The organism is Arthrobacter luteolus NBRC 107841 (genome assembly GCF_001552075.1).
Taxonomy (GTDB): domain Bacteria; phylum Actinomycetota; class Actinomycetes; order Actinomycetales; family Micrococcaceae; genus Arthrobacter_B; species Arthrobacter_B luteolus.
In genome coordinates, this window is record NZ_BCQM01000005.1 from 76400 (window position 1) to 97536 (window position 21137).

The 21137-nt window shown below is 61.1% G+C and carries 19 protein-coding genes; 10 read left to right on the forward strand and 9 right to left on the reverse strand.

The window, feature by feature from the left end:
- Positions 1-122 precede the first annotated feature (122 nt).
- The 3 genes from trxB to AL3_RS10605 are packed head-to-tail and all read left to right on the forward strand — an operon-like array spanning position 123 to position 2704.
- Complete coding sequence (gene trxB / locus AL3_RS10595; protein WP_169795749.1) at positions 123-1157, forward strand: thioredoxin-disulfide reductase; 1035 nt, start codon at positions 123-125, stop codon at positions 1155-1157.
- A 21-nt stretch (positions 1158-1178) separates the two neighbouring features.
- Complete coding sequence (trxA, locus tag AL3_RS10600) at positions 1179-1505, forward strand: thioredoxin (RefSeq protein ID WP_066300427.1); 327 nt, start codon at positions 1179-1181, stop codon at positions 1503-1505.
- Between the two features lie 5 nt (positions 1506-1510).
- Positions 1511-2704, forward strand: a complete 1194-nt coding sequence (locus AL3_RS10605; RefSeq protein WP_066300430.1) for a peptidoglycan-binding protein — start codon at positions 1511-1513, stop codon at positions 2702-2704.
- A gap of 17 nt (positions 2705-2721) precedes the next feature.
- Here the strand turns inward: AL3_RS10605 and AL3_RS10610 are convergent, their stop codons facing one another.
- Positions 2722-3627 (reverse strand): LysR family transcriptional regulator, encoded by a 906-nt coding sequence (locus AL3_RS10610; RefSeq protein ID WP_066300432.1) that lies wholly within the window; start codon positions 3625-3627, stop codon positions 2722-2724.
- 139 nt (positions 3628-3766) lie between these two features.
- Here AL3_RS10610 and AL3_RS10615 point away from each other — a divergent pair, with 139 nt between their 5' ends.
- The 6 genes from AL3_RS10615 (at position 3767) to AL3_RS10640 (ending at position 9462) form a co-directional block, all read left to right on the forward strand.
- Positions 3767-5026 carry an FAD-dependent oxidoreductase gene (locus AL3_RS10615; protein ID WP_066300438.1) on the forward strand — a complete coding sequence of 420 codons (1260 nt, stop codon included), beginning with the start codon at positions 3767-3769 and terminating at the stop codon, positions 5024-5026.
- Positions 5023-5886, forward strand: coding sequence for an NAD-dependent epimerase/dehydratase family protein (locus tag AL3_RS10620; protein ID WP_066300447.1), 864 nt, complete (start codon positions 5023-5025; stop codon positions 5884-5886). Before AL3_RS10615 ends, AL3_RS10620 begins: the two co-directional genes overlap by 4 nt.
- Complete coding sequence (locus AL3_RS10625) at positions 5883-6674, forward strand: ABC transporter ATP-binding protein (protein WP_066300453.1); 792 nt, start codon at positions 5883-5885, stop codon at positions 6672-6674. The genes AL3_RS10620 and AL3_RS10625 overlap by 4 nt, the downstream gene beginning before the upstream one ends.
- Position 6675: 1 nt before the next feature.
- Positions 6676-7545 (forward strand): ABC transporter permease, encoded by an 870-nt coding sequence (locus AL3_RS10630; RefSeq protein ID WP_066300455.1) that lies wholly within the window; start codon positions 6676-6678, stop codon positions 7543-7545.
- Complete coding sequence (locus AL3_RS10635; RefSeq protein WP_205054067.1) at positions 7542-8549, forward strand: ABC transporter substrate-binding protein; 1008 nt, start codon at positions 7542-7544, stop codon at positions 8547-8549. The genes AL3_RS10630 and AL3_RS10635 overlap by 4 nt, the downstream gene beginning before the upstream one ends.
- Before the next feature lie 331 nt (positions 8550-8880).
- Positions 8881-9462 carry a dihydrofolate reductase family protein gene (locus AL3_RS10640; protein ID WP_066300457.1) on the forward strand — a complete coding sequence of 194 codons (582 nt, stop codon included), beginning with the start codon at positions 8881-8883 and terminating at the stop codon, positions 9460-9462.
- A gap of 3690 nt (positions 9463-13152) precedes the next feature.
- Here the strand turns inward: AL3_RS10640 and AL3_RS10645 are convergent.
- The 8 genes from AL3_RS10645 to rpmH all read right to left on the reverse strand — a co-directional run bounded on the left by AL3_RS10645 (position 13153) and on the right by rpmH (position 19007).
- The gene (locus tag AL3_RS10645) at positions 13153-14511 is read right to left on the reverse strand and encodes a ParB/RepB/Spo0J family partition protein (protein WP_066300460.1); all 1359 of its coding nucleotides are present in this window, start codon (positions 14509-14511) and stop codon (positions 13153-13155) included.
- A 102-nt stretch (positions 14512-14613) separates the two neighbouring features.
- On the reverse strand, positions 14614-15750 hold the full coding sequence (locus AL3_RS10650; RefSeq protein WP_246168365.1) for a ParA family protein: 1137 nt from the start codon (positions 15748-15750) through the stop codon (positions 14614-14616).
- Positions 15751-15856: 106 nt separating this feature from the next.
- Positions 15857-16486: a 16S rRNA (guanine(527)-N(7))-methyltransferase RsmG gene (gene rsmG, locus AL3_RS10655; protein ID WP_066300462.1), complete on the reverse strand. Its 630-nt coding sequence runs from the start codon at positions 16484-16486 to the stop codon at positions 15857-15859.
- Between the two features lie 51 nt (positions 16487-16537).
- Positions 16538-17077 (reverse strand): Jag family protein, encoded by a 540-nt coding sequence (locus tag AL3_RS10660; RefSeq protein ID WP_066300463.1) that lies wholly within the window; start codon positions 17075-17077, stop codon positions 16538-16540.
- On the reverse strand, positions 17074-18036 hold the full coding sequence (gene yidC, locus AL3_RS10665) for a membrane protein insertase YidC (RefSeq protein ID WP_066300464.1): 963 nt from the start codon (positions 18034-18036) through the stop codon (positions 17074-17076). Before yidC ends, AL3_RS10660 begins: the two co-directional genes overlap by 4 nt.
- An 8-nt stretch (positions 18037-18044) precedes the next feature.
- Complete coding sequence (gene yidD / locus AL3_RS10670; RefSeq protein ID WP_066301037.1) at positions 18045-18371, reverse strand: membrane protein insertion efficiency factor YidD; 327 nt, start codon at positions 18369-18371, stop codon at positions 18045-18047.
- Positions 18372-18460: 89 nt separating this feature from the next.
- Positions 18461-18808 carry a ribonuclease P protein component gene (rnpA, locus tag AL3_RS18095; protein ID WP_083521673.1) on the reverse strand — a complete coding sequence of 116 codons (348 nt, stop codon included), beginning with the start codon at positions 18806-18808 and terminating at the stop codon, positions 18461-18463.
- A 61-nt stretch (positions 18809-18869) separates the two neighbouring features.
- Complete coding sequence (gene rpmH, locus AL3_RS18100) at positions 18870-19007, reverse strand: 50S ribosomal protein L34 (protein ID WP_022892375.1); 138 nt, start codon at positions 19005-19007, stop codon at positions 18870-18872.
- A 460-nt stretch (positions 19008-19467) separates the two neighbouring features.
- On the opposite strand from rpmH, the gene dnaA reads away from it, so the two are divergent.
- Positions 19468-20886: a chromosomal replication initiator protein DnaA gene (gene dnaA, locus AL3_RS10675; RefSeq protein WP_066300466.1), complete on the forward strand. Its 1419-nt coding sequence runs from the start codon at positions 19468-19470 to the stop codon at positions 20884-20886.
- The last annotated feature ends 251 nt before the right edge of the window (positions 20887-21137 follow it).

The following is a 21137-nucleotide window of genomic DNA, read 5'->3' on the forward strand; positions in this document are numbered from 1 at the left end:
TGTGACGCAGGAGCCATTCGGAATAAGCTGTTCTCTGTCAGTGTTGTGCCGGGTGGTTAGAGTCCCCGAGCGTTCCATCACCGGATCACGCCCGTTTCTCCAAAGAAAGAGGTTCACAGCACGTGAGCACCGAAATTCTCCCCGATGCCGCAGGTTCCGCGCCCGAAATCCGGGACGTCATCATCGTTGGTTCCGGGCCCTCCGGCTACACCGCTGCCGTCTACACCGCGCGGGCCAACCTGAAGCCGCTGCTGATCGCCAGCTCCGTCACCGCCGGCGGTGAACTGATGAACACCACTGACGTGGAGAACTTCCCGGGCTTCCCTGAAGGGATCATGGGCCCGGATCTCATGGCCAACCTCGAGAAGCAGGCCGCCCGGTTCGGCACCGAGATCCTCTTCGAGGATGTCACCTCCGTTGACCTCACCGGGGACATCAAGAAGGTCACCATCGGCACCGGGGAGACCTTCCTGGCCCGCGCCGTGATCATTTCCACCGGATCGGCTTACCGCGAGCTGGGCCTCGAGGACGAGAAGCGGCTGTCCGGCCGCGGCGTCAGCTGGTGCGCCACCTGCGATGGTTTCTTCTTCAAGGGGCAGAACATCGCCGTCATCGGCGGCGGAGACTCCGCACTGGAGGAGGCGCTGTTCCTGACCAAGTTCGCTGATTCGGTGACCGTGGTGCACCGCCGCAACACGCTGCGTGCCTCGAAGATCATGCAGGACCGTGCGCTGGCCAATGAGAAGATCCGCTTCATCTGGGATTCCGAAGTTGTGGCGATCCATGGCGCGGACAAGGCCACCGGACTGCGGCTGCGCAACACCGTCGACGGCTCCGAATCGGACCTCGAGGTCACCGGCATCTTCGTCGCGATCGGCAACGATCCGCGCATCGATCTGGTCCGCGGCCAGCTGGAGCTGACCGAAGCCGGCACCATCGCCGTCCAGGGACGCACCTCCAAGACCTCCCTGCCCGGTGTGTTCGCAGCCGGCGACGTTATTGACCCGACCTACCGCCAGGCCATCACGGCAGCGGGATCGGGCTGCGCTGCTGCCCTCGACGTCGAGCATTACCTGGCAGACCTTGGTTCAGCCGCCACTGCTGCCACCGTTCCCACCCCGGCGTCGGAAACTGTTTCCGAAAACGCCGCCGTCTAGAGATCCACAAGGAGCAAAACCATGAGCAATGCCAAGGACGTAACGGATTCCTCGTTCAGCACCGATGTGCTGGCCGCAGACAAGCCGGTCATTGTGGACTTCTGGGCTGAATGGTGCGGTCCGTGCCGGATGCTTTCCCCGATCCTCGATGACATCGCCGCGGAGTACGCGGAGAAGGTCGACGTGGTGAAGGTCAACGTAGACGACAACCCTGCGATCGCAGCCAAGTACGGCATCACGTCCATCCCTGCCGTCTACGTTTTCAAGGGCGGTGAGGTTGCTGCCACGTCGATCGGTGCGAAGCCGAAGCAGGTCCTCGAGCAGGAATTCGCGGCCTTCCTGAAGTAGGTTTCATGACCATGCACTCGGCGGACGAAAGTCTGCGGAGACTGGATTCCAGCCGGCGCGTAGTAACGCTTCGCGAAGCACTGCTGCGCGCCGGCATTTCCATGTCCTATCTCTCCCCGGACGCCGTTAACGATCCCACCGTCTTCGATGACCACGTCGATGCGGCGGTCCGTGCCTTCCAGCAGAGCCGCGGCCTGATCGTCGACGGCGTCGCTGGACCGGACACCCAGCGCGCCCTCGCCGAAGCCCAGTTCCGCTTCGGCGACCGCGCCCTGGCCTATGCCGAAGATGAGCCTGCCGTGCGGGGCGACGACGTCGCGGAACTGCAGCGCCATCTCTCCCACCTGGGCTTCTACTACGGGCACATTGACGGCGAATTCGGTGTCCGCACCCGCTACGCCGTCGCCGAGCTGCAGCTGAACCTTGGGATCCCCGGGACCGGGGTATGCGACACCGATACGATGACGGCCATGCTGCGCGTAAACCGTGCCCTCTCCCCCAGCCAGGCCTTTGCGCTGCGCGATTACGAGCGGTTGGACCGTTCGACGGCAGCCCTGCGCGGACGGACCATCACCCTGAATATCGGCCGTTCGGAAACCCCTTCCGCCCACGTCACGGAGCGCCTGACCGGCCAGCCGCTTACCGAAGTGCTGGTCGCCTCCGATGTCAGCGCACGGGTGGAACGCATCCTCAACGAATTCGGGGCAGAGGTGGTTGCCTACGACGCCGAAGCCAACGGCAACGACCCGGCCGGCAAGCTGCCGAGCCTGAACGTCAACATTCACTGCGACTGGCTGGACCAGCCGGCAGCCTCCGGCATAGCCGCCTATTACTGGGGCCTGCCCTCCTCCGGAGAGCCCCGCTCCCCCATCGGCCAGCGGGCTGCCATCCTGATGATCAAGGAACTTGCGGCCCGGACCGATATGGGCAACCTCGGTATCCACGCCCGCACCTGGGACACACTGAAGCTGCCCGGCATCCCATCCGTGGGAATCGATCTGGGCTACCTCAGCAACTTCCACGATGCACACCGGCTGGCCGATCCCGTCTTCCGGCAGACCGTCGCCGATTCCATTGTCATCGCGATCCAGCGGCTGTACCTGCTGGAAGAAGAAGACCAGCCGACCGGCACACTGGCTCTAGACGACGTCAGCCGCTTTAACCCGGACGCGGACGCCCGCAGGGTGTCCGGGCTCTAAATGCTTGACGGCTGATTCTAGGCGCTGGCGTACGGGTTTCCTGCTTCCTCCATCATCGCTTGTACCAATACCTCTACGGGCCCGGATTGGACCGCGGAAGGCCAGGTCACCCAGGTGCGCACAAGCATCTCCATGCCTTCTTCATCCAGGGCATCCAGCGGAACCCAGGGCCAGTCAGGGAAATTGATCGCCGCTGACGCCTGAGTAGTCAGGGCGGCATCAGCGGATGCGAGATCCGCGATCAGCAGCGCGTGATGGCTGAACCGTCTAAAGACCCAGCGTGCCCTAATTCCCGCGGCGTCCGCAGCCGCACGCAGCTTGACCTCCTGGGCCTTGATCTCGCCGACGGCGTGTGCCATGACAGTCAGGGTGTCCAGGTCTGCCAACCTGAGGCTGCTTCGCCCGGCAAGGGGGGAGCCTGGGGGGAGGACGGCCCCCAGCGGCTGCGTCAGGACGTGCTTGGCATGCCCCTCACGCGGACGGGCGTGCAGGAGGCCCACATCCAACGCGCCGTTCCGCAGGAGCCTGCGCTGCTCATCGCTGCTGGCCTCGAATAGAGAGAGCTGCACCCTCTGGTCTGCCGCACGCACCCGGGTGGAGATCCGGCGGAACCAGTCGTGTGGCAACCCCGGAGGGGCTCCGATCCGCAGGACGCGGTTTCCCGATGCCGCAACCCGAACAATCTCGGGAATTTTCTCCATATGACCAATCAGCTGATGCGCATGGCTGTAGAGCGCTTCGCCAGCCTCCGTCAATGTGACCCCCTTGGCCGTCCGGACAAAAAGCCGGCTCCCGACTTCCCGCTCCAACTCGGCAATCTGCCGGCTCAGCGCGGGCTGGGTCATGTGAAGCTCTGCGGCAGCGCTGCTCACCGAACCCGTTGACGCGGCCCGGACAAAATACTCGATCTGCCTGAACTCCATTGCTACTCCCATGCCTGGTGGTAATGACTGAACAGCTTATTAGGCATTTGAATTATGACGCCCATCACAACGAGAATGAAATTCTACCGATGCCTTTTCTGGCAGGGTTATCAATTTCAAGCTTTAAGGAAATATCTCCATGCCCCACACTCCGGGCCGTACAGCTTATGACGTTGTCGTTGTAGGAGGCGGAGCGGCTGGCGTGGCTGCGGCCGTCAGCGCAGCACGCAGTGGCGCTGCGGTTTGTCTTGTCGAACAGTACGGTTTCCTCGGCGGAGCGGCCACTAACAGCTCGGTGCTCGCGTACTGCGGTTTCTACGACCAGCAGGGTGAGCAGGTGGTCTACGGCTTCGGCGACGAGTTCCTCCAAGAACTCCACCGCCATGACCTCTACCGCCGGGAAACCTTCAGCAACTCCGGCAACACGGTCGTCCTCCTCGACCTCGAAACCACCAAACTCATCCTGGACAAGCTCGTGGCCTCGGCCGGCATCGACGTCCTGTTCCACAGCACGCTCCACTCCGCACGCCGCGGTCCAGGCGGAATCGAAAGCGTCCTGATCTCCCACCGCGGAGGGAATCTGGAGCTCACGGCCAAGGCCTTCGTCGACTGCAGCGGCGACGGGGCGCTCCTGGCCGCCGCGGGCGCCGACCATCATCTCTCACCGACTGACCAGCGTCAGGCCAGCACTCTTGTGATGAGGGTTGGCGGGGTGGCGGAAGACGCCGAGACGTCGTCCCAGGCAATGGATGATGCACTGGCCCGCTATGCCGCCCGGACGGGCGTGGAACTCGGCCGCAGCAACGGTACCTGTGTACGGCTGCCCCTCTCCCGCGAATTGATGCTGCTCCTGGCTGACGAACACATCGACATACTTGATGTCCAGCAGCTCAGCGGCGCGGAGAGCCGGGCCAGGGCACTGTGCCACGACTATCTGGACGCCTTCGTATCCTTCCTGCCTGGCTGGCGGGATGCCTACCTGGCAGCCACGGGCCCGCAACTGGGAATCCGCGAGGGACGCAGGCTTCTGGGACAGGAAACGGTGCGGGCCTCGGACGTGAGCGGAGCGCGGCGGCGCCCCGAGGATGCAATTGCCCGCTGTGGCTGGCCCATGGAGGATCACGCCGTAGCCGGATCCACTTCCTACCATCGGATTGCGGGGAAGAGCTGGTACCACATTCCCTACGGCGCCCTGGCTTCCTCCGACGTGACGAATCTCTGGGCCGCTGGACGCCTGGTCAGCTCCGACAACCGGGCATTTGCTTCCCTCCGGGTCATGGGTACGTCCTTTGCGACCGGTCAGGCAGCCGGGCTCGCGGCGGCCCTCTACGTCCGGGACAGCACAGTTGATGTCCTGCGGCTGCAGGAAGCACTCGTCGGTCAGGGGGCACTGCTGTGAGGGGGCCCTGGATCCAGCTGCCGCAGCGGGTCGCGCTGACCGGAGCCGCCGGCTCTCTGGCGTCCGACATCATCCCGGCGCTGCAGGACGCAGGGATAGAGCTGCGCTGCATCGACCGGGTCCGTCCCGAACGGGATTTCGGCGCTGACTGGGCGATCTGCGACGTCAATGACCGCTCGGCTCTCAGCACCGCTTTGTCAGGATGTGACGCCTTAATCCATCTCGCTGGTATACCGCTGGAGGACGACTGGGACCGGATCCTCCGGGCCAACATAGACGGCACCCAGGCAGTGCTTGAAAGCGCACGGCTGCAGGGCATCACCAAAGCAGTGCTGGCAAGTTCGATTCATGCCGCCGGCTTTACTCCGGTCCCCACCGACGGCACAGCGGTCCCCGACGATACTCCGGTGCGCCCCAATACCTTTTACGGAGTCTCCAAAGCTGCATTGGAGGCCCTGGGCAGTTACTACCATGACCGGCACGGCATGGACGTAATTTGCCTGCGTATCGCGTCGCGCTTCGAACAGCCCCGGGACGCCAGGATGCTGAGCACCTGGCTCTCCCCCGGAGATGCGGGTTCCCTGTTCCTCCATGCCCTGGATAAGCCCTCAAACGGTTACCGCATCATCTGGGGGGTCTCGGCCAACACCCGTGGCTACTTGTCCGCTACCGGCGGCTCCGCAATCGGCTACGAGCCGGATGACGACGCCGAACTCTGGGCACCGGGCCTGATCGGCCCACATGCCCCGGAATACCTGCAGGCCTCCGAATGGGACCAGCAGTTCATTGGAGGGATCTTCTGCTCCCCACTCCCTCCCCGCCAACCCTCACAGTCCTCCGACATTCAGGAAACAAGATGACCCCAGAAACTTCGACGGACTATGCCTTCGAGGTCAACTCCGTACACAAGGTATTCCCCGGTTCCACCGGTGTCCATGCCCTCGATGACATCAATCTGAAGCTGAAGGAGGGCTCCTTCACTTGTATCGTGGGTCCTTCCGGCTGCGGAAAGTCAACCCTACTTCGCATCCTGGGCGACCTGGAAACAGCAACTTCCGGCCATATCTCCACAAGCCTTCGAGCAGACAAGGTTCCGACCTCAGCGTTCGTATTCCAGGAACACGGCGTGTTTCCCTGGTTCAACGTCCTGCAGAACGTCGCGTTCGGCGAGCAAATGGCCGGTGTGGGCCGACGTGAACGCGAGGAGCACGCCCGGCACTGGATTGCCGAAGCCGGATTGACCGGGTTCGAGAACTCCTATCCGCATCAGCTGTCCGGCGGTATGCGCCAGCGCATTGCCATCGCCCGCGCGTTTGCCACCGGATCCCCCGCACTGCTGATGGATGAGCCGCTGGGTGCCCTTGACGCACAGACACGGATGCTGATGCAGGAACAGCTGGTGAAGCTATGGGAGCTGGAGCGCAAAACGGTTGTTCTTGTCACCCACTCAATTGAAGAAGCGCTCCTGCTGGGCGACCAGATCGTGATGATGTCCGCCCGCCCCGGCCGGGTCAAGGAAATCATTGACGTCCCGTTCGGACGCCCCCGCAGCATGCAGATCGAAGCAAGCCCCGAGTTCGCGTCAATGAAGCAGGATATCTGGGATTCATTGCGCGACGAAGTCCAAGCATCTCTGAGGTATTCCTAACATGACTACAACCATCCACGACCAAACCAAAGCCCCGGCCGACGTCGAACTTCAGGGTGCTATTCAGCGTGAGTTCTCCCGGGAGCAGCGGCTCCGCTTCCGTGACCTCTCCCTCTCCATCCTGACTCCGGTCCTGCTCCTTGCCCTCTGGGAACTGCTGGCCCGCAGCGGTGCCGTCGATGCACGACTGTTTACCCCGCCCACCCAGATCGCGGTACAGGCGTGGAGCATGATGGAAAGCAACGAACTCTGGAAGCACACAGGAGCCACCGTGGCGCGGCTGAGCGTTGGTTTCGCGTGTGGCGCCGTGGCAGGCATCGCCGTCGGCCTGTTGATGGGTGTCTGGCGGCCTCTGCGCGCCGCACTCGGCCCGACTTTCACGGCCCTCTACGCCCTGCCCAAGATCGCGATCCTTCCGCTGCTGCTGCTCATCTTCGGCCTCACCGAGACTCCTAAAGTGCTCAGCGTTGCCATTTCGGTATTTTTCGTCATCCAAATCAACACCCTCGCCGGCATTGTCCAGATCGATGCGCGCGTGCTGGAAGCTGCCCGCGCCTACAAGGCCACCGGGTTTAAGTTGTTCCGGCATGTGCTGCTCCCTGGAGCAACGCCGGCGATTATCACCGGCCTCCGAGTCGCTGCTGGAATGTCCGTCATCGTTATTACCGCTGTGGAGTTTGTGGCGTCGAACGACGGTCTCGGTTACCTCATCTGGAATTCCTGGCAGCTGTTCCAGCCCGCCAAGATGTACGTCGGGCTGATTGTTGTTTCCCTCGTGGGCGCGCTGGTGACAGCACTGGTGCTTCTCCTCGAGCGGGCAGTACTTCCCTGGAAATATTCCAATGGATCAAAAAAGAAGGATAAGAAGTGAAAATCAGACTGAAACTTTCTGCCGCAATGGTGCTGGCAGCCCTCGTGACGACCGGATGCAGCGCCGAATCCGGTGCGGAAGCCGAAGGACCCGAAATGACGGGGGTGAGCGTCGGCATCGTGCAGCTGCCCATCTTTGCTCCCATCTACGTTGCCGATGCCAAGGGATACTTCGAAGACGAAGGCCTGGAAGTGACCCTGGAAACGGTTAAGTCCGGCCAGGATGCCATTCCTTTGGCTTCCAGCGGCAAGCTCGACGTCGTAGCCGCCGGTTTCTCGGCTGGAATGTTCAGCGCCATCGAAACCGGCCTCGACATCAAGGTTGTAGGTTCGATGGGTGTTGCAGACGGTAATACTGAAGAGAGCCCTACCAGCCTGGTCGTTTCGAAGGCATTGGCCGATGACAACCAGATCAACGGAGTCGAAGACCTGCGTGACCGGAAGGTCGGCGCTGCCGGCGGTGCCGGTGGAACCGGCGCGTTCCTCCTGGCCTTGGCACTGGAGGAAGCAGGCCTGGGCATCAACGACGTCGAGGTCGTCAACCTCGGCAACCCGGATATGCCTACGGCCATTGCCAACGGCAGCCTCGATGCAGGCTTGATCTCCGCTCCGTTCTCTACGCTGGCCATCAGCGACGAGACGGCTGTCCAGCTCAGTGTTCCCCCGGCAGGTACCTCCGGTACCGGAATGATCTTCGGCGGGCACTTCGCAGGCTCTGACAACGCGCAGAAGTTCTTTAATGCCGTAGCGCGCGCGGCCAAGGACCTCCAGGGTGATGATCGCTACTCGGACGAGAACCTGAAGATCATCGGTGACGCCACCGGACAGACTGCCGAGGAAGTCAAGGCCGTCCCGCTCTACACCTGGCTCCCCAACCTGGCACCCCTCCCTGAGCAGCTGGCCAAGATGGAGGAAGTGTGGATGGCGTCCGGCGCGATCGAGTACGCAGATCCGATTAAGCAGGACAGCTATGTCGACTCCAGCTTCTCGGAGAATGCGAAGTAGCTGACCTTTCTAGTTCATAGGGCGGGTTTCCATTCGGGGACCCGCCCTCTTCGCGCTTCATTCGGGGTCCGCAACGGCCCAATGCATGAGCAACAGCTTTTGATGTCGCTGTTGCCCCCCTCGCCCGTACTGTCAGGCCAGATGGGCTGACAGGCCAAATGGGCTGACAGGCCAAAGCAGCACGGGTCAGATAAGTGCAGGAAATGCCTGCCCCAGGGAGGGGTGTCCGGCACACCCTTGCCTTTCGGATGGCAACATGAAAACTCTCAGGCGCGGAGCCTCGTTCTCCATACCAGGACTAATATGGGGCACCCGTGCAAAGGAGAGCCCCGTGGGCAAGGTGGTTATGTATGCCTCCGTGTCGGTGGACGGTTTCATCGCGAACGAGCACGAACAGTCCGGACCACTGTTTGACTGGTTACTCAACGGTGACGTCCCGTTGGACGAGAGCGGCGTGGTGTTGGTCTCGCAGACGTCCTACGACTACATCCGGCCGTATTGGGACCAAATCGGGGCGACAATCGCCGGCCGCCGAGTCTTCGACCTGACGGACGGCTGGGATGGGAAGCCTCCGGGCGGGGTCGCCCACGTGGTCGTCGTGACACACCGGCCGAAGCCTGAGGGCTGGGACCCCGAGGCGCCGTTTCACTTCGTAGACAGCATCAAGGCAGCCGTGGCCAAGGCGCAGGAGCTTGCGGGTGAGCGTATCGTTGAGGTTGCCGCGGGCGACGTCGGTGGCCAGGTGTTTGCCGCCGGCCTGGTCGACGAGGTGCGCATGGACGTTGTGCCCGTCGTATTTGGGTCGGGCAAGCGCTACTTCGGGTCGGTCCACGCACAGCACCTGCTGGAGGATCCCGATGTCGTGATCCAGGGCAACCGGGTGCAACACATGCGCTATCGGGTTCGGCGCTGACTGATCTCCAACCAACAGTCGAAAAGGCAAACGGAGCGTTGCAGTAATTGAGCTGCCGGATCATCGCCACAACCGCAGACCTGCCTAAAGGATGTTCCCGCACTCCCAGGCCGCTCCGTTCATTGCAAGTAGGCAACCAGTTAGCCGCGGAATTCTTGGGCTACGGTTACTGCCCCGGCACCAAGAGCCTGCTGTCTTAGGATTCCCGTTTCACGTGAAACGACACCTCCCTTGATTGGGCACAACCATTCCCGGGGTCCACTACAGGTGGTGATTGGTGGGCTGGGTCTATCGAGCAGTCCGATCTTCGGTCCCGCTCTCCAGCTGCTCGCCGTCCGCACCAGAAGTGCACTCACAACGGCTACCGGTATTCTCACTACCTCGGTGTAGTGTTTCTCCGGCGCAGCGGTCAGCCTGGGTGATGCGTGGGAAATCCTGTGGCGTGGAGTGCACGGCGGCCACCGTGTTCAAATGCAGTGGCGTTCAAATGCAGTGGCCGCTCGGGTACCGTGCCTCGCAGAGCGAGTGAAGAGGGTTCCAGGAGGCCTTGCGCCAGCCCATGACGGCAACCCATCGAGAGGAGTACGGTCTCCGGCATCTTGAACCGGCGTCAGCCTGCGCCCGTTGAACATCTTGATGACCATGTTGCCTGCTCCAAGGATTTGCCCTGAGTACCGATTCCACCAGCTGACAACCTCTTTCCTCCCGTTGCTGCGCTCTGGAAGCCTAGAACTCCCCACAGCGCGGATGGTCCTCCGCTGCTTTTATGAGCTGACTTGCTCTGCGGCCTTGACCCCGACTCCCTCTCGGTCAGCATGGGACACCTTTAGAGATGGTTGATGAGTCGCGAGATCATGACAGTGACGAGTGCTTTCTGAGACTGGGCGGCCGTTTCCCCTCCGATCCACCACGGCTGGCCTGACACCCCTAAATTCTCTCTCGGTCTATGGAATACTCCGCGGGGTCCATGCCGGATGCCACCGAGTAGGACAGTTATTCACCACTATCCGATATCCCTGGGCGACCGGTCCGTGAAAAGCTCAACCAGATGGCCTCAGCCCGCTGAGTCACTCTGGGACGACATCGGGACCACAAAGGATCTGCATATCGCTTGTTGCCAGCTTCCACCGCTACCCAGAACCGTCGGCATGAACGCTGCCGGCCACGGCCACGTGCTTGCCTGCAGGACCCCACGTGCAGGCTGATCCCAAGCAAGGGCTGGCCTGGATGGTTAACCATCGCCTCGTACCCGGCCATTTGCTCCCACGTGAATGCGACACCCATCGCAACAGTGCCCACAGCAAGGGATTCTCTTATGTCGAGTGCACCATTCCCCGAGGCTCCTCCGAGCCTGACTCGGGGGGGGTAGGTCGCCTCAGTATTCCAACACTTCGCTCCTCGCGATGTCGACGCACCCCTAGCACTCTCGCCCCCCCTGTTCGATAGCCCGCGGAAGCCGGAGGGGACAACCACCTGGCATCAGCCATACCTCCCGCCCCATGCCCCATATCTCCCCGCGTCCCCGCGTCCCCGCCCCTACCAGTATCAAGTCGATCCCCGTTGTTACCCCGCTTTAACCGCCCCATCGCTAGAAGCGGCAATGCTGCCGCCAAGCGTTTCACGTGAAACATTTGCCTGCTCAGTGAAACTCTGTGCTTTCAACTGAGTGCTCCTTATGGTGGTCAGCACGTGGGAGTCCAAGCCAATTCCCTACTCGCCGGCGCATATCCCCAGCGAGTAGACCTGGCAAACAACCTTGTGGTGGATTCTGCTTCCGGCGCAGGAGAATACGAAGGACGGTGATCCTGACAAGACGGTCGGTACAAGGTGGCGACCCTGGTCATAAGTGGTTTGTTGCGGAGCACTGGCCAGGGCAACGCCCGGACCAAGCGCGACAATGTTTCACGTGAAACAGCGGGCAAACGCGGCGGTCCACAATGCAGTGCACCCGTGGTCCAGCGTGGTGCGTCGGCTCACCCACACTCTGCTTTGCTCTGCTCCGCTCCGCTCCGCTCTCAACTGCTCTACTCCGCCGCACCGCACTGTCCTGCTCGGGACTGCGTGGGACTGCTCGGGACTGCTCGGGACTGCGCAGAAGCCTCAGTACACATCTCTGGCGGCAGGAAGGAATCCTTAGGCAGTGAACCCCAGGAGCATGCCTCGGCGATAATCGCCCCGCAGCCTTTGGCGGCACTGAGCCCCCGTACTGAGAAGGGAGCCACTTGCTACAGCGGTGGCCCAGACAAGCAGAGACTGGCGCGCAGGGCATCTCTGGAATCGAGGGCGGTCCTCCCACTCTTCAAGGTCAAGGCATTCCATCACTGATAGTCGTTCCTTGAACAGCAACGGGAACGGTTTTTGTTTATGGACGATAAAGTGATGAAGTCTTTTAGATTTGCGTCCTGCGCGTCTACTGGACGGAGAGCCCAGTGGAATCCGGTGAGCCATGCTTCCATGCCCAAGGTTCCGCAGAATCTATGAGCGCGAGTTCTGGGAGCCCATGCTTAGTTTCGCCAAATCAGCGCCGAGACTTTCGTGTTTCACGTGAAACTGAACTCTTTCTTGCCGTCATCCAAGCGCATGTAATGGCGACGGCAGTTTCCAGAGGGGCTTACTGTCAGGAACTTTGACTGCATGCCGATGCTCTGCATATTGGCTGACATTTCATACAGGGTCGCTTCATGGAACCGTACACTCCCGAGTGGGTAACCTGTAGCCAGAGACTTCTGCATCAAGCGGTGTTCTTAGGTGTTTAGCGATTGCTTATCAATAAGGGTTGATACCCAAGATAAGAGCTTCTAAGGCAAGCGCCTATTCTCCCTCCAGTAATCGGCTAGGGCCTCAAGACACCCCTAGTCTCCGCCCATCTCTTCGTTATGCCCCGCCGTACATGACCAGACACTTGTTTCACGTGAAACGGGACAACGAATCGCACCCGTTCTCCAGTGATCATCAGACTCAACCCAAGCATCGATACTGCCTGTTCGACCGGTGAATCGGCTAGCTGAGAGCGCGGTACGTGGAGGATTATATGAAGGCGGTAAGTCTCCGCCTGGGCACTACGTCAAGCCCGTTGTCTACGCTGCAGCCCAGCCCACGATCCCTTGCCCGAGGTTCCACAGCTCCTTGCTTCTTTCTTGTTTCTTCTTGCAATTGCTCTTGTGTACCCCATTTTTCAATCGGGACAGCTGTTTTCGTTTGTACTAACGGTGCTTGTGGATTACCGGGCAGTCCTTTCGGGTAGCCGACGCCAGTCAAACCGGAACGGCCCGCGAGCAGAGAAGTTTGAGTAGCGTCCCCCTCCGCTATCGCCTGAGGGCGGCAGCGGACCTGCGAGACTCTAAGAACGCAGTGCGCGGAGACGAGCGCTTCCCTGCGCAGAAGGCCGTCAGTATCTGACCCAACAACAAAGATTCGGATCGGTCACCCGTCCATGTTTCACGTGAAACGTCCGCAGTATGAACATGTTGTAATGCTGAACTCGCGTCTAGAGGCCTTCTGAAGTCTTCCAATTTGATTCGAATGCGAGGATCACGTCTGCAGCAGGTAGAAACTGATCGAATTCAGGACCGATATGGTCGAACCGAACCGCTTCACATCTCCAGACATAGAGCTGTCGTGGGTCTGCAGTGCCAAGAGACGAAAAAGGCCGCCTGTTTCACGTGAAACAGGCGGCCTTTCGAGTCAAAACTACTCCGCTGGCGCGGGGTTCAGAACTCCCATGATCCGGTTCAGGTCCTCAACACTGGCAAACTCAATGCTGACTTTGCCCTTCCGTGCACCCAGAGTGATCTTCACGCTGGTATCCAGGCGGTCTGAGAGGGAATTTGCAAAGTAGTCGAGACGCTCATGCCGTGCGCCTGCTTTCGGCTTCGCTTCCTTTGCTGGCCGGCGGATACCGTCGGAAAGGGATACAACCTCTTCCGTCGCCCGAACAGACATACCCTCAGCGACGATTTTCTGAGCGAGCTTCTCCATTTCGGCTGGGTCGTTGAGCCCCAGGAGCGCGCGGGCGTGGCCGGCAGACAGGACACCGGCCGCCAGGCGACGCTGCACGAGCGGAGGCAGCTTCATCAACCGGAGAGTGTTGGAGATCTGCGGACGGGAGCGTCCAATCCGTTCCGCCAGTTCTTCGTGCGAACACCCGAAGTCGTCCAGGAGCTGCTGGTACGCAGCGGCCTCTTCAAGCGGATTCAGTTGGCTGCGGTGCAGGTTCTCCAGAAGCGCATCACGAAGCAGATCCACGTCCTGGGTGGAACGGATGATCGCAGGAACGAAATCAAGCCCAGCCTCGCGGCTGGCACGCCAACGCCGTTCACCCATAACAAGCTCATAGGGATGATCGGCATCGCCTTCGGCGGACGGACGAACCACAATGGGCTGCAGGACGCCGATCTCACGGATAGAGTGCACCAGCTCGGACATGTCTTCTTCATCGAAGACGCTGCGCGGCTGCTTGCGGTTGGGATGAATGGAATCAATGGGCAGTTCAGCAAAGCGCGCGCCCGGAACTTCCAGAAGCGTTTCACGTGAAACGTCATCAACGGACGTATCCGCTGCGGAAGGTACGTCGCCGGGCGTTGGTTCCACTATCTCAGCGACCGCTGCCGCGTCCCCTGTCGCCTCAGACGGCTCAGCTGGGGACCGGGTGGCTGCAGGGCGCTTAGATGCCGCTGCAGGGCGCTTGGCTGGCTTTGCAGCGGCTTTAGGTGCTTCCTTGGCCGTAACGGTGGAAGCCTCTGCAGCTTCAGGTGCCTCGGCTGGCTCGGCCGCTGCCTTGGCCCGGGCACTTGCCGACCGGGTTGCCGTGCCGCGGCCCGCAGACTTTTTGGGCACAGGAGCCCGTAGTGCATCCTTGTTGATTCCCGCACCCCGGCGGCTGCCGCCGGCACGTCCGGGAGCAACTTCATCACTCGCCGCCGCGAAGAACAGGTCTACAGGCCTCCCGGCACGGGATCCCTGCGCGGTTTCAGTTGTCTCAGAAGCCTCGGCAGTACTGGGAATCAACGCACCCAGACCCCGGCCCAAACCCCGACGCTTCTCGGTCATGGGTAAGTCCTTCCCTTATGCACACAGCAAGCGGCATGGATTGATTGTGAGAGTATTCTACGGTTCGCCGGCAGGATCATCCGGCAACCCTGAAGGGGGTGTCTAAGAACGCTGAGCGATCTCAGCAGCGGCCTCGAGATACGAAAGAGCGCCGGTTGAGGACGGATCGTAGGTCATAACGGTCTGCTGGTAGCTGGGCGCCTCGGAAATTCGTACGGATCGCGGCACAACTGCAGCCAGGACCTGCTGCGGGAAATGCTCCCGGACCTCGGCAGCTACCTGGGCGGCCAGGTTGGTGCGGCCGTCATACATGGTGAGCAGGATCGTAGAAACAACCAAATCTGCATTCAGGTGTTTCTGGATCATCTCAATGTTCTTCAGCAGCTGGCTCAGCCCTTCCAGTGCGTAGTACTCGCACTGGATCGGAATCAGAACTTCCTTGGCAGCCACAAAAGCGTTGACAGTCAGCAGGCCCAGACTCGGCGGGCAGTCGATGAAGATGTAGTCCAGGCGCTCTTCACCGGCTTTTTTGCGTTCAGCAGCGTAGACGTCAATGGCGCGGCGGAGGCGCTGTTCCCGGGCAACCAACGAAACAAGTTCAATCTCCGCTCCGGCCAGGTGGATCGTCGCAGGCGCGCAGATCAGGTTCTGGATGTCCGGGCACTGCGCAACCACCCTGCCCAGCGGCAGGTCATCAATGAGCACATCGTAGATGCTCTCAACCTCTGCCCGGTGGTCAATGCCAAGGGCGGTGGAAGCATTTCCCTGCGGGTCAATGTCGATAACCAGGACATTCAATCCGGCCGACGCCAGAGCGGCGGCCAGGTTGACGGTGGTGGTGGTTTTACCCACGCCGCCTTTCTGGTTGCTGACCGTCATAACGCGCGTTTCGGCCGGACGCGGCAGAACGCGTCCGCGGAGCCGTTCGCGCCGCCGGTTTTCACTGGCAAGCTCGCGGGCCAGTGGGGTGCTTTCATCCATCAGGTCCATAACGTCTACCGACTCGGACGGAACGACCGCCTGGCCGGCTACACCACCTTCGCTGGTCTCGGAAACAGGCACATGGGATGCGCCGGCAGACAATGTTGCAACAGCATGTCCTGTTTCACGTGAAACAGGCAAGGGCGGCTGTGGTTCTGCAACTTTTTCGGGTTGATTCCTTGAAAACGTGGATGAGAAGGCAGAACCCAGCGCAGCAAAGGGGGGAATTCGTTTTGCGGCAGAATCGCGCACACTCACCTGGACATGCTCACTTTCACAACATAAGGCATTACAGCCACCAGCCTATCGGCTGCCCCGCCAAAACCCCGGATCGACCGGGGTATGTACACAACGCGTTTAGTCCCTAAACCACAATCCGGACGACCGTGGTGTGTTCTTCCAGCACGTCCTCCCCAGCCGTCACCACTGAGGTTTCCTTCCCGCCGAGCTTACGGATCTGCTTGGCGGCCTTTTCGATCTCTTCCGCAGCACTGCGGCCCTTGATAGCCAGCACCTCGCCGTGGCCCTGCAGCAGCGGGATGGTCAGCCCGGCAAGACCGGACAGGGCGGAGACAGCCCGCGCCGTAACTACGTCGACCTTTACCTTGCCAACCACCTGCTCCGCGCGGCCGCGGATCACCTCGACGTTCTCCAGCCCCAGATCTTCAACAACCTCGTTGAGCCAGGTGACCCGGCGCTCCAGCGGTTCGATCAGCGTCATGTGCAGATCCGGCCGGGCAATGGCCAGGCACAGCCCCGGAAGGCCGGCGCCGGAACCGACGTCGGCCACCTTGCTTGAATCCGGGATCAGATCAGCGACGACAGCACAGTTCAACACGTGCCGGCTCCACAGGCGAGGAACTTCGCGCGGACCCAGCAGCCCGCGTTCCATGCCGGATGTGGCCAGGTGCTCCACATAGCGTTCCGCCAGCGGCAGCCGGGAACCGAATACCCTGACCGCTGCAGCATGCTCGGCAGGCGTAATTTCAACCACGAAAACAGATCCTTGTCTTAGCGAGTCTGAGGGATGTTCCGGCCCGCAAGCCTAGGAATCGGCGAGGGAGACCACAATATGCCGGGAAGGACCTTCGCCCTCGGACTCGCTGATGAGGCCGAGCTCCGCAACGGCGTCATGGACGATCTTCCGCTCATAGGCGCTCATCGGCGCCAGCGCGATGTCCTTGCCGGCGGTCTTGGCCCGGGAAACGGCGTCTTCCGCAATCCGGTGCAGCTCTTCGCTGCGCTCCTTGCGGTAGCCGGAGATGTCCAGGACCAGCCGGGAGCGGTTATCCGTAGCCGTCAGCACCGAGAGCCTGGTGAGCTCCTGGAGGGCTTCCAGGACCTCTCCGTCCTGTCCCACCAGGGACTGCAGCCCGGAGTCGTCGCCTTCTTCGGAGACTACGGAAATGTAGGTCCGTCCGCTGCGTACCTCGATGTCGATATCGCCATCGATGTCGGCAATGTCCAGCAGTTCTTCCAGGTAGTCGGCTGCGACGTCGCCTTCTTCCTCGAGGCGGCCCGCTGCTCCGCTTTCCGCGGGCTCCGGCAGTTCTTCCACAGACTCTTCGACGTGCTCAGTGCTCATCTTTTCTTCCTGTTCTTGCGCTGGGGCTGCTGGCGCTGGGCCTTGGACAGTGCGGGAACTTCTTCAACCGGCTCGGCCTTCTTCTCACCCAGCAGGGGAACCATCGGCAGTCCCTTCCGGGCACGGCGCTCGGCGAGTGCCTTCGCTGCGGGGGAACCCGGTGTGGGCATCCGGCGGATGACAAAGAACTGCTGCGCCATGGTCCACAGGTTGGTGGTGGTCCAGTAGATGAGGACACCAATGGGGAAGTTGATGCCGCCGATGCCGAAGACCAGGGGCAGTACATAGAGCATCATCTTCTGCTGGCGCATGAACGGGCTCTGCAGCGCCTCTTCAGACATGTTCTTCGACATGATCTGCTTCTGCGTGATGAACTGCGACGCGGTCATGGCGATGATCATGATGACCGAGAGGACGACGACGGATACGTGGCCTTCGGTGCCGAAGCCGTGAAGCAGCGAAGAGGAAAGCGGCGCGCCGAGGATGGTCGCTTCATCGAACTGCGTGATGGCCGCCGGAGTCAGGGCACCAATACCCTCTCCGCCTGCGCTGGCGCTGGAGACGCCGTTCAGTACCTGGAACAGGGCGAAGAAGAACGGCATCTGGATCAGCATCGGCAGACAGGCAGCAAACGGGTTGGTCCCGTGCTTCTTGTACAGCGCCATCTGCTCCTGCGTCATAGCCTGGCGCGAGAGCTGGTCAGTCTTGCCCTTGTACTTCTGCTGGAGCTTGCGCAGGTCCGGCTGCAGCGACTGCATACCGCGCTGCGCCTTGATCTGCTTGACGAAAACAGGAATGAGGGCGGCCCGGATGACAATCACCAGACCGATGATGGACAGCGTCCAGGTCCAACCCGATGCGGCATCCATCCCGAGGAAAACGAATCCCTCGTGGAAGATCCACATGATCCATGACACCACCCACTTGAAGGGGAACAGTATCGTGTCGAAGAAACCCATTTACTCTCCTAAGCCGCCGAGCGGCTGTCTTCGTCTGCCGGAATCACGGGATGATTCAGCACAATGATCCTGGGGACCGATTCCTGCGGCCACGTCCTGCGGCCTTCGGGCACGTGGTCCACTCCGCCGTCGTTCCACGGATGGCAGCGGACAAGCCGGCGCGCGGCAAGCCACGTTCCCTTGACGGCACCGTGAACGGTGACGGCTTCAAGGGCGTACGCCGAGCATGATGGAAAAAACCGGCACACCGGCCCGTAGAGCGGGGACACCACCTTGCGGTAACCCATCAGAAGTCCAATCAGGACGTTCCGGGGAAGGTGCCAGAAAAAAAGCATGATGGGCAGGAAAAAGGCAGCGGGAAGAGAAGCCTTCGCCGGTTTGCTACCGGTTCGGCCCATCTTTAGCCCCTCCCTCACCTTTGTGGTCACTGCCGCGAAAGCTTGCCTATGCATGCAGAGAGGGCACCAGCGTAGTCGGCGCTTAATTGCGCCCACGATGCCGATGCCGCCGGCGGCAGTGCCCTGACCACAATGTCCAGCCCCGTAGGGTGGTCGGCCAGGCTCTGCGCTGCTGCTTCTCTCAGTCTTCTCTTAACGAGGTTACGTGTCACGGCGTTCCCGACCGCCTTCGACACAATGAACCCGACGCGCGTTGGCGCGGCCGGGTTAGACACTGCGTATAAGACTACGTTCCGGCGCCCGCAACGGGCACCGGAACGTACGGTATGGGAAAAATCCGCCGCCGAACGCACCCGGTTCCTCGCGGCCAGCATTCAGGACGCCAGGAGGGTGGGACAGAGCTGCTGAGGCAGCATCGGCAAACCTAAGTCTGTTTTATGCCGACAGTTCGGTACGGCCCTTGCCACGGCGTGCGGAAAGAATGGCACGGCCGGCACGGGTACGCATGCGAAGGCGGAAGCCGTGCTTCTTGGCACGACGGCGGTTATTCGGCTGAAAAGTCCGCTTGCTCACGGTGGTTACTCCAAGACAATCTGCGCTGGCGCTTGCTGCATCAAGGGGAAAGCACAAGCGGCGCTCTTTTCATGTGACTGACTACACTCAACCCGGACCTGGACCCTGATTCCCAGAACCCTGATGGGCATGAATGAGTGCAGATAGCAGACACAAAGGACTACTCAACGTTAGGTGAGACCCCGTTTGCAGTCAAACCGGGGGCCGCGGGGCCTGTTCATACAGAATTTTCCACACCTGTGGACAAGTTCCCGTATGGGCCTTTCACAGTCAAATGTGAGTCCCGCCCCAAGTCAAGCAGGGGCGCCGGATTCCGGCTACCGACAGCCGAACTGATGCTCTAGGCTTGGCGCTGGGTGTTTATCCACGACTGTGTATAACTCTGTGGATGACTCTTCCGGATCCAGGCCTGGATTCCGGTTTCTTAAACCGCCCCCTGCGGGCGTCACGAGAGGTTTTTGTGGGTACGGACGAAATCAACGACGTCGGCAGTTCCTGGCGCAAGGTCATCAGGACGCTGGAGACCGATGACAGGGTTTCACCCCGGCAGCGCGGATTCGTGGTTCTTGCCCAGGCCCAGGGCCTGATTGGCACGACCCTGCTTGTGGCTGTTCCCAATGAGCTGACGCGCGAAGTGCTGCAGACCCAGCTCAAGAACATCCTTGACGAAGTCCTCAAGACTGTCTTCCAGGCGGACATCCAGTGTGCCTTCGTGATTGACGCGGATCTGACTCCCGTCGCCCAGGCCGAACCGGAGCCCGAGCCCGAAGAAGCAGCCCCCTCGCCCGTGCCGACCGGCGAAAGCGCTCCGTCGCCCACACCGCCGAGCACCTCGCAGGAATTTGGCCGGCTGAACCCCAAATACGTTTTTGAGACATTTGTCATCGGATCCTCCAACCGGTTTGCCCACGCCGCTGCCGTTGCCGTGGCCGAAGCTCCGGCGAAGGCCTACAACCCGCTGTTCATCTACGGGGATTCCGGGCTGGGCAAGACCCACCTGCTGCACGCAATCGGGCATTACGCCCGCCACCTCTATACGGGGATCCGTGTGCGGTACGTGAACTCCGAAGAGTTCACCAACGATTTCATCAACTCCATCCGGTACGACGAGGGCGCCAGCTTCAAGCAGCTCTACCGCAACGTGGACATCCTGCTGATTGACGACATCCAGTTCCTGGCGAACAAGGACGCGACGCAGGAGGAGTTCTTCCACACCTTTAATGCGCTCCACAACCACAACAAACAGGTGGTCATCACCTCCGACCTGCCGCCCAAGCAGCTCTCCGGGTTCGAGGAACGGATGCGCTCACGCTTCGAGTGGGGTCTGCTGACCGACGTTCAGCCTCCGGAACTGGAAACCCGGATCGCCATCCTCCGGAAGAAGGCGATTGGCGATTCCCTGAGCGCCCCCGATGATGTGCTGGAGTACATCGCCTCAAAAATCTCCACCAACATCCGTGAGCTGGAAGGCGCCCTGATCCGGGTGACCGCCTTCGCCAGCCTGAATCGCCAGCAGGTCGACGTCGGTCTGGCTGAGATTGTGCTCAAGGACCTGATCACCGACGACGGCGCCCAGGAGATTACGGCCGCCTCGATCCTCGGTCAGACGGCAGCCTACTTCCAGATCAGCCTCGAGGAGCTGTGCAGCAAGTCGCGGACGCGGACTCTGGTCACAGCCCGGCAGATCGCCATGTACCTCTGCCGTGAGCTGACTGACATGTCGCTGCCGAAGATCGGGCAGGAGCTTGGCGGGCGGGATCACACCACTGTGATTCACGCGGACCGCAAGATCCGGGAACTGATGGCCGAGCGGCGGGCCATCTACAACCAGGTCACTGAGCTGACCAACCGAATCAAGCAGCAGCAGCGCGAGGCTTAGATCCGCGTCAGCGCGCGGATTAGAGGGCCCCGCAGGGGCTCGAAATTAACACGTGTGGACAAGGGTGTGGATAACTCGGTGGATAACACCTCTCAGCGGGTATTGCCCTGTGGATACGCGGAACTGCAAAATAGTTCCCAACAGCCCCGCCCTGCACGTAGGCTGAGCGTCCACAGGTTATCAACAGGCTTAAAACGCCGGAACGCCCGGCAGGGTCGAGTTATCCACAGTATCCACAGCAGTTATTAACA

Bases quoted from the DNA above. Each gene is read 5' to 3' on its own strand.
- AL3_RS10630 (WP_066300455.1), top strand. From the start codon at position 6,676: ATGACTACAACCATCCACGACCAAACCAAAGCCCCGGCCGACGTCGAA.
- AL3_RS10625 (WP_066300453.1), top strand. From the start codon at position 5,883: ATGACCCCAGAAACTTCGACGGACTATGCCTTCGAGGTCAACTCCGTA.
- rnpA (WP_083521673.1), bottom strand. From the start codon at position 18,808: ATGCTGGCCGCGAGGAACCGGGTGCGTTCGGCGGCGGATTTTTCCCAT.
- AL3_RS10645 (WP_066300460.1), bottom strand. From the start codon at position 14,511: ATGACCGAGAAGCGTCGGGGTTTGGGCCGGGGTCTGGGTGCGTTGATT.
- yidD (WP_066301037.1), bottom strand. From the start codon at position 18,371: ATGCTTTTTTTCTGGCACCTTCCCCGGAACGTCCTGATTGGACTTCTG.
- AL3_RS10605 (WP_066300430.1), top strand. From the start codon at position 1,511: ATGACCATGCACTCGGCGGACGAAAGTCTGCGGAGACTGGATTCCAGC.
- trxA (WP_066300427.1), top strand. From the start codon at position 1,179: ATGAGCAATGCCAAGGACGTAACGGATTCCTCGTTCAGCACCGATGTG.
- AL3_RS10615 (WP_066300438.1), top strand. From the start codon at position 3,767: ATGCCCCACACTCCGGGCCGTACAGCTTATGACGTTGTCGTTGTAGGA.
- AL3_RS10610 (WP_066300432.1), bottom strand. From the start codon at position 3,627: ATGGAGTTCAGGCAGATCGAGTATTTTGTCCGGGCCGCGTCAACGGGT.
- AL3_RS10660 (WP_066300463.1), bottom strand. From the start codon at position 17,077: ATGAGCACTGAGCACGTCGAAGAGTCTGTGGAAGAACTGCCGGAGCCC.
- yidC (WP_066300464.1), bottom strand. From the start codon at position 18,036: ATGGGTTTCTTCGACACGATACTGTTCCCCTTCAAGTGGGTGGTGTCA.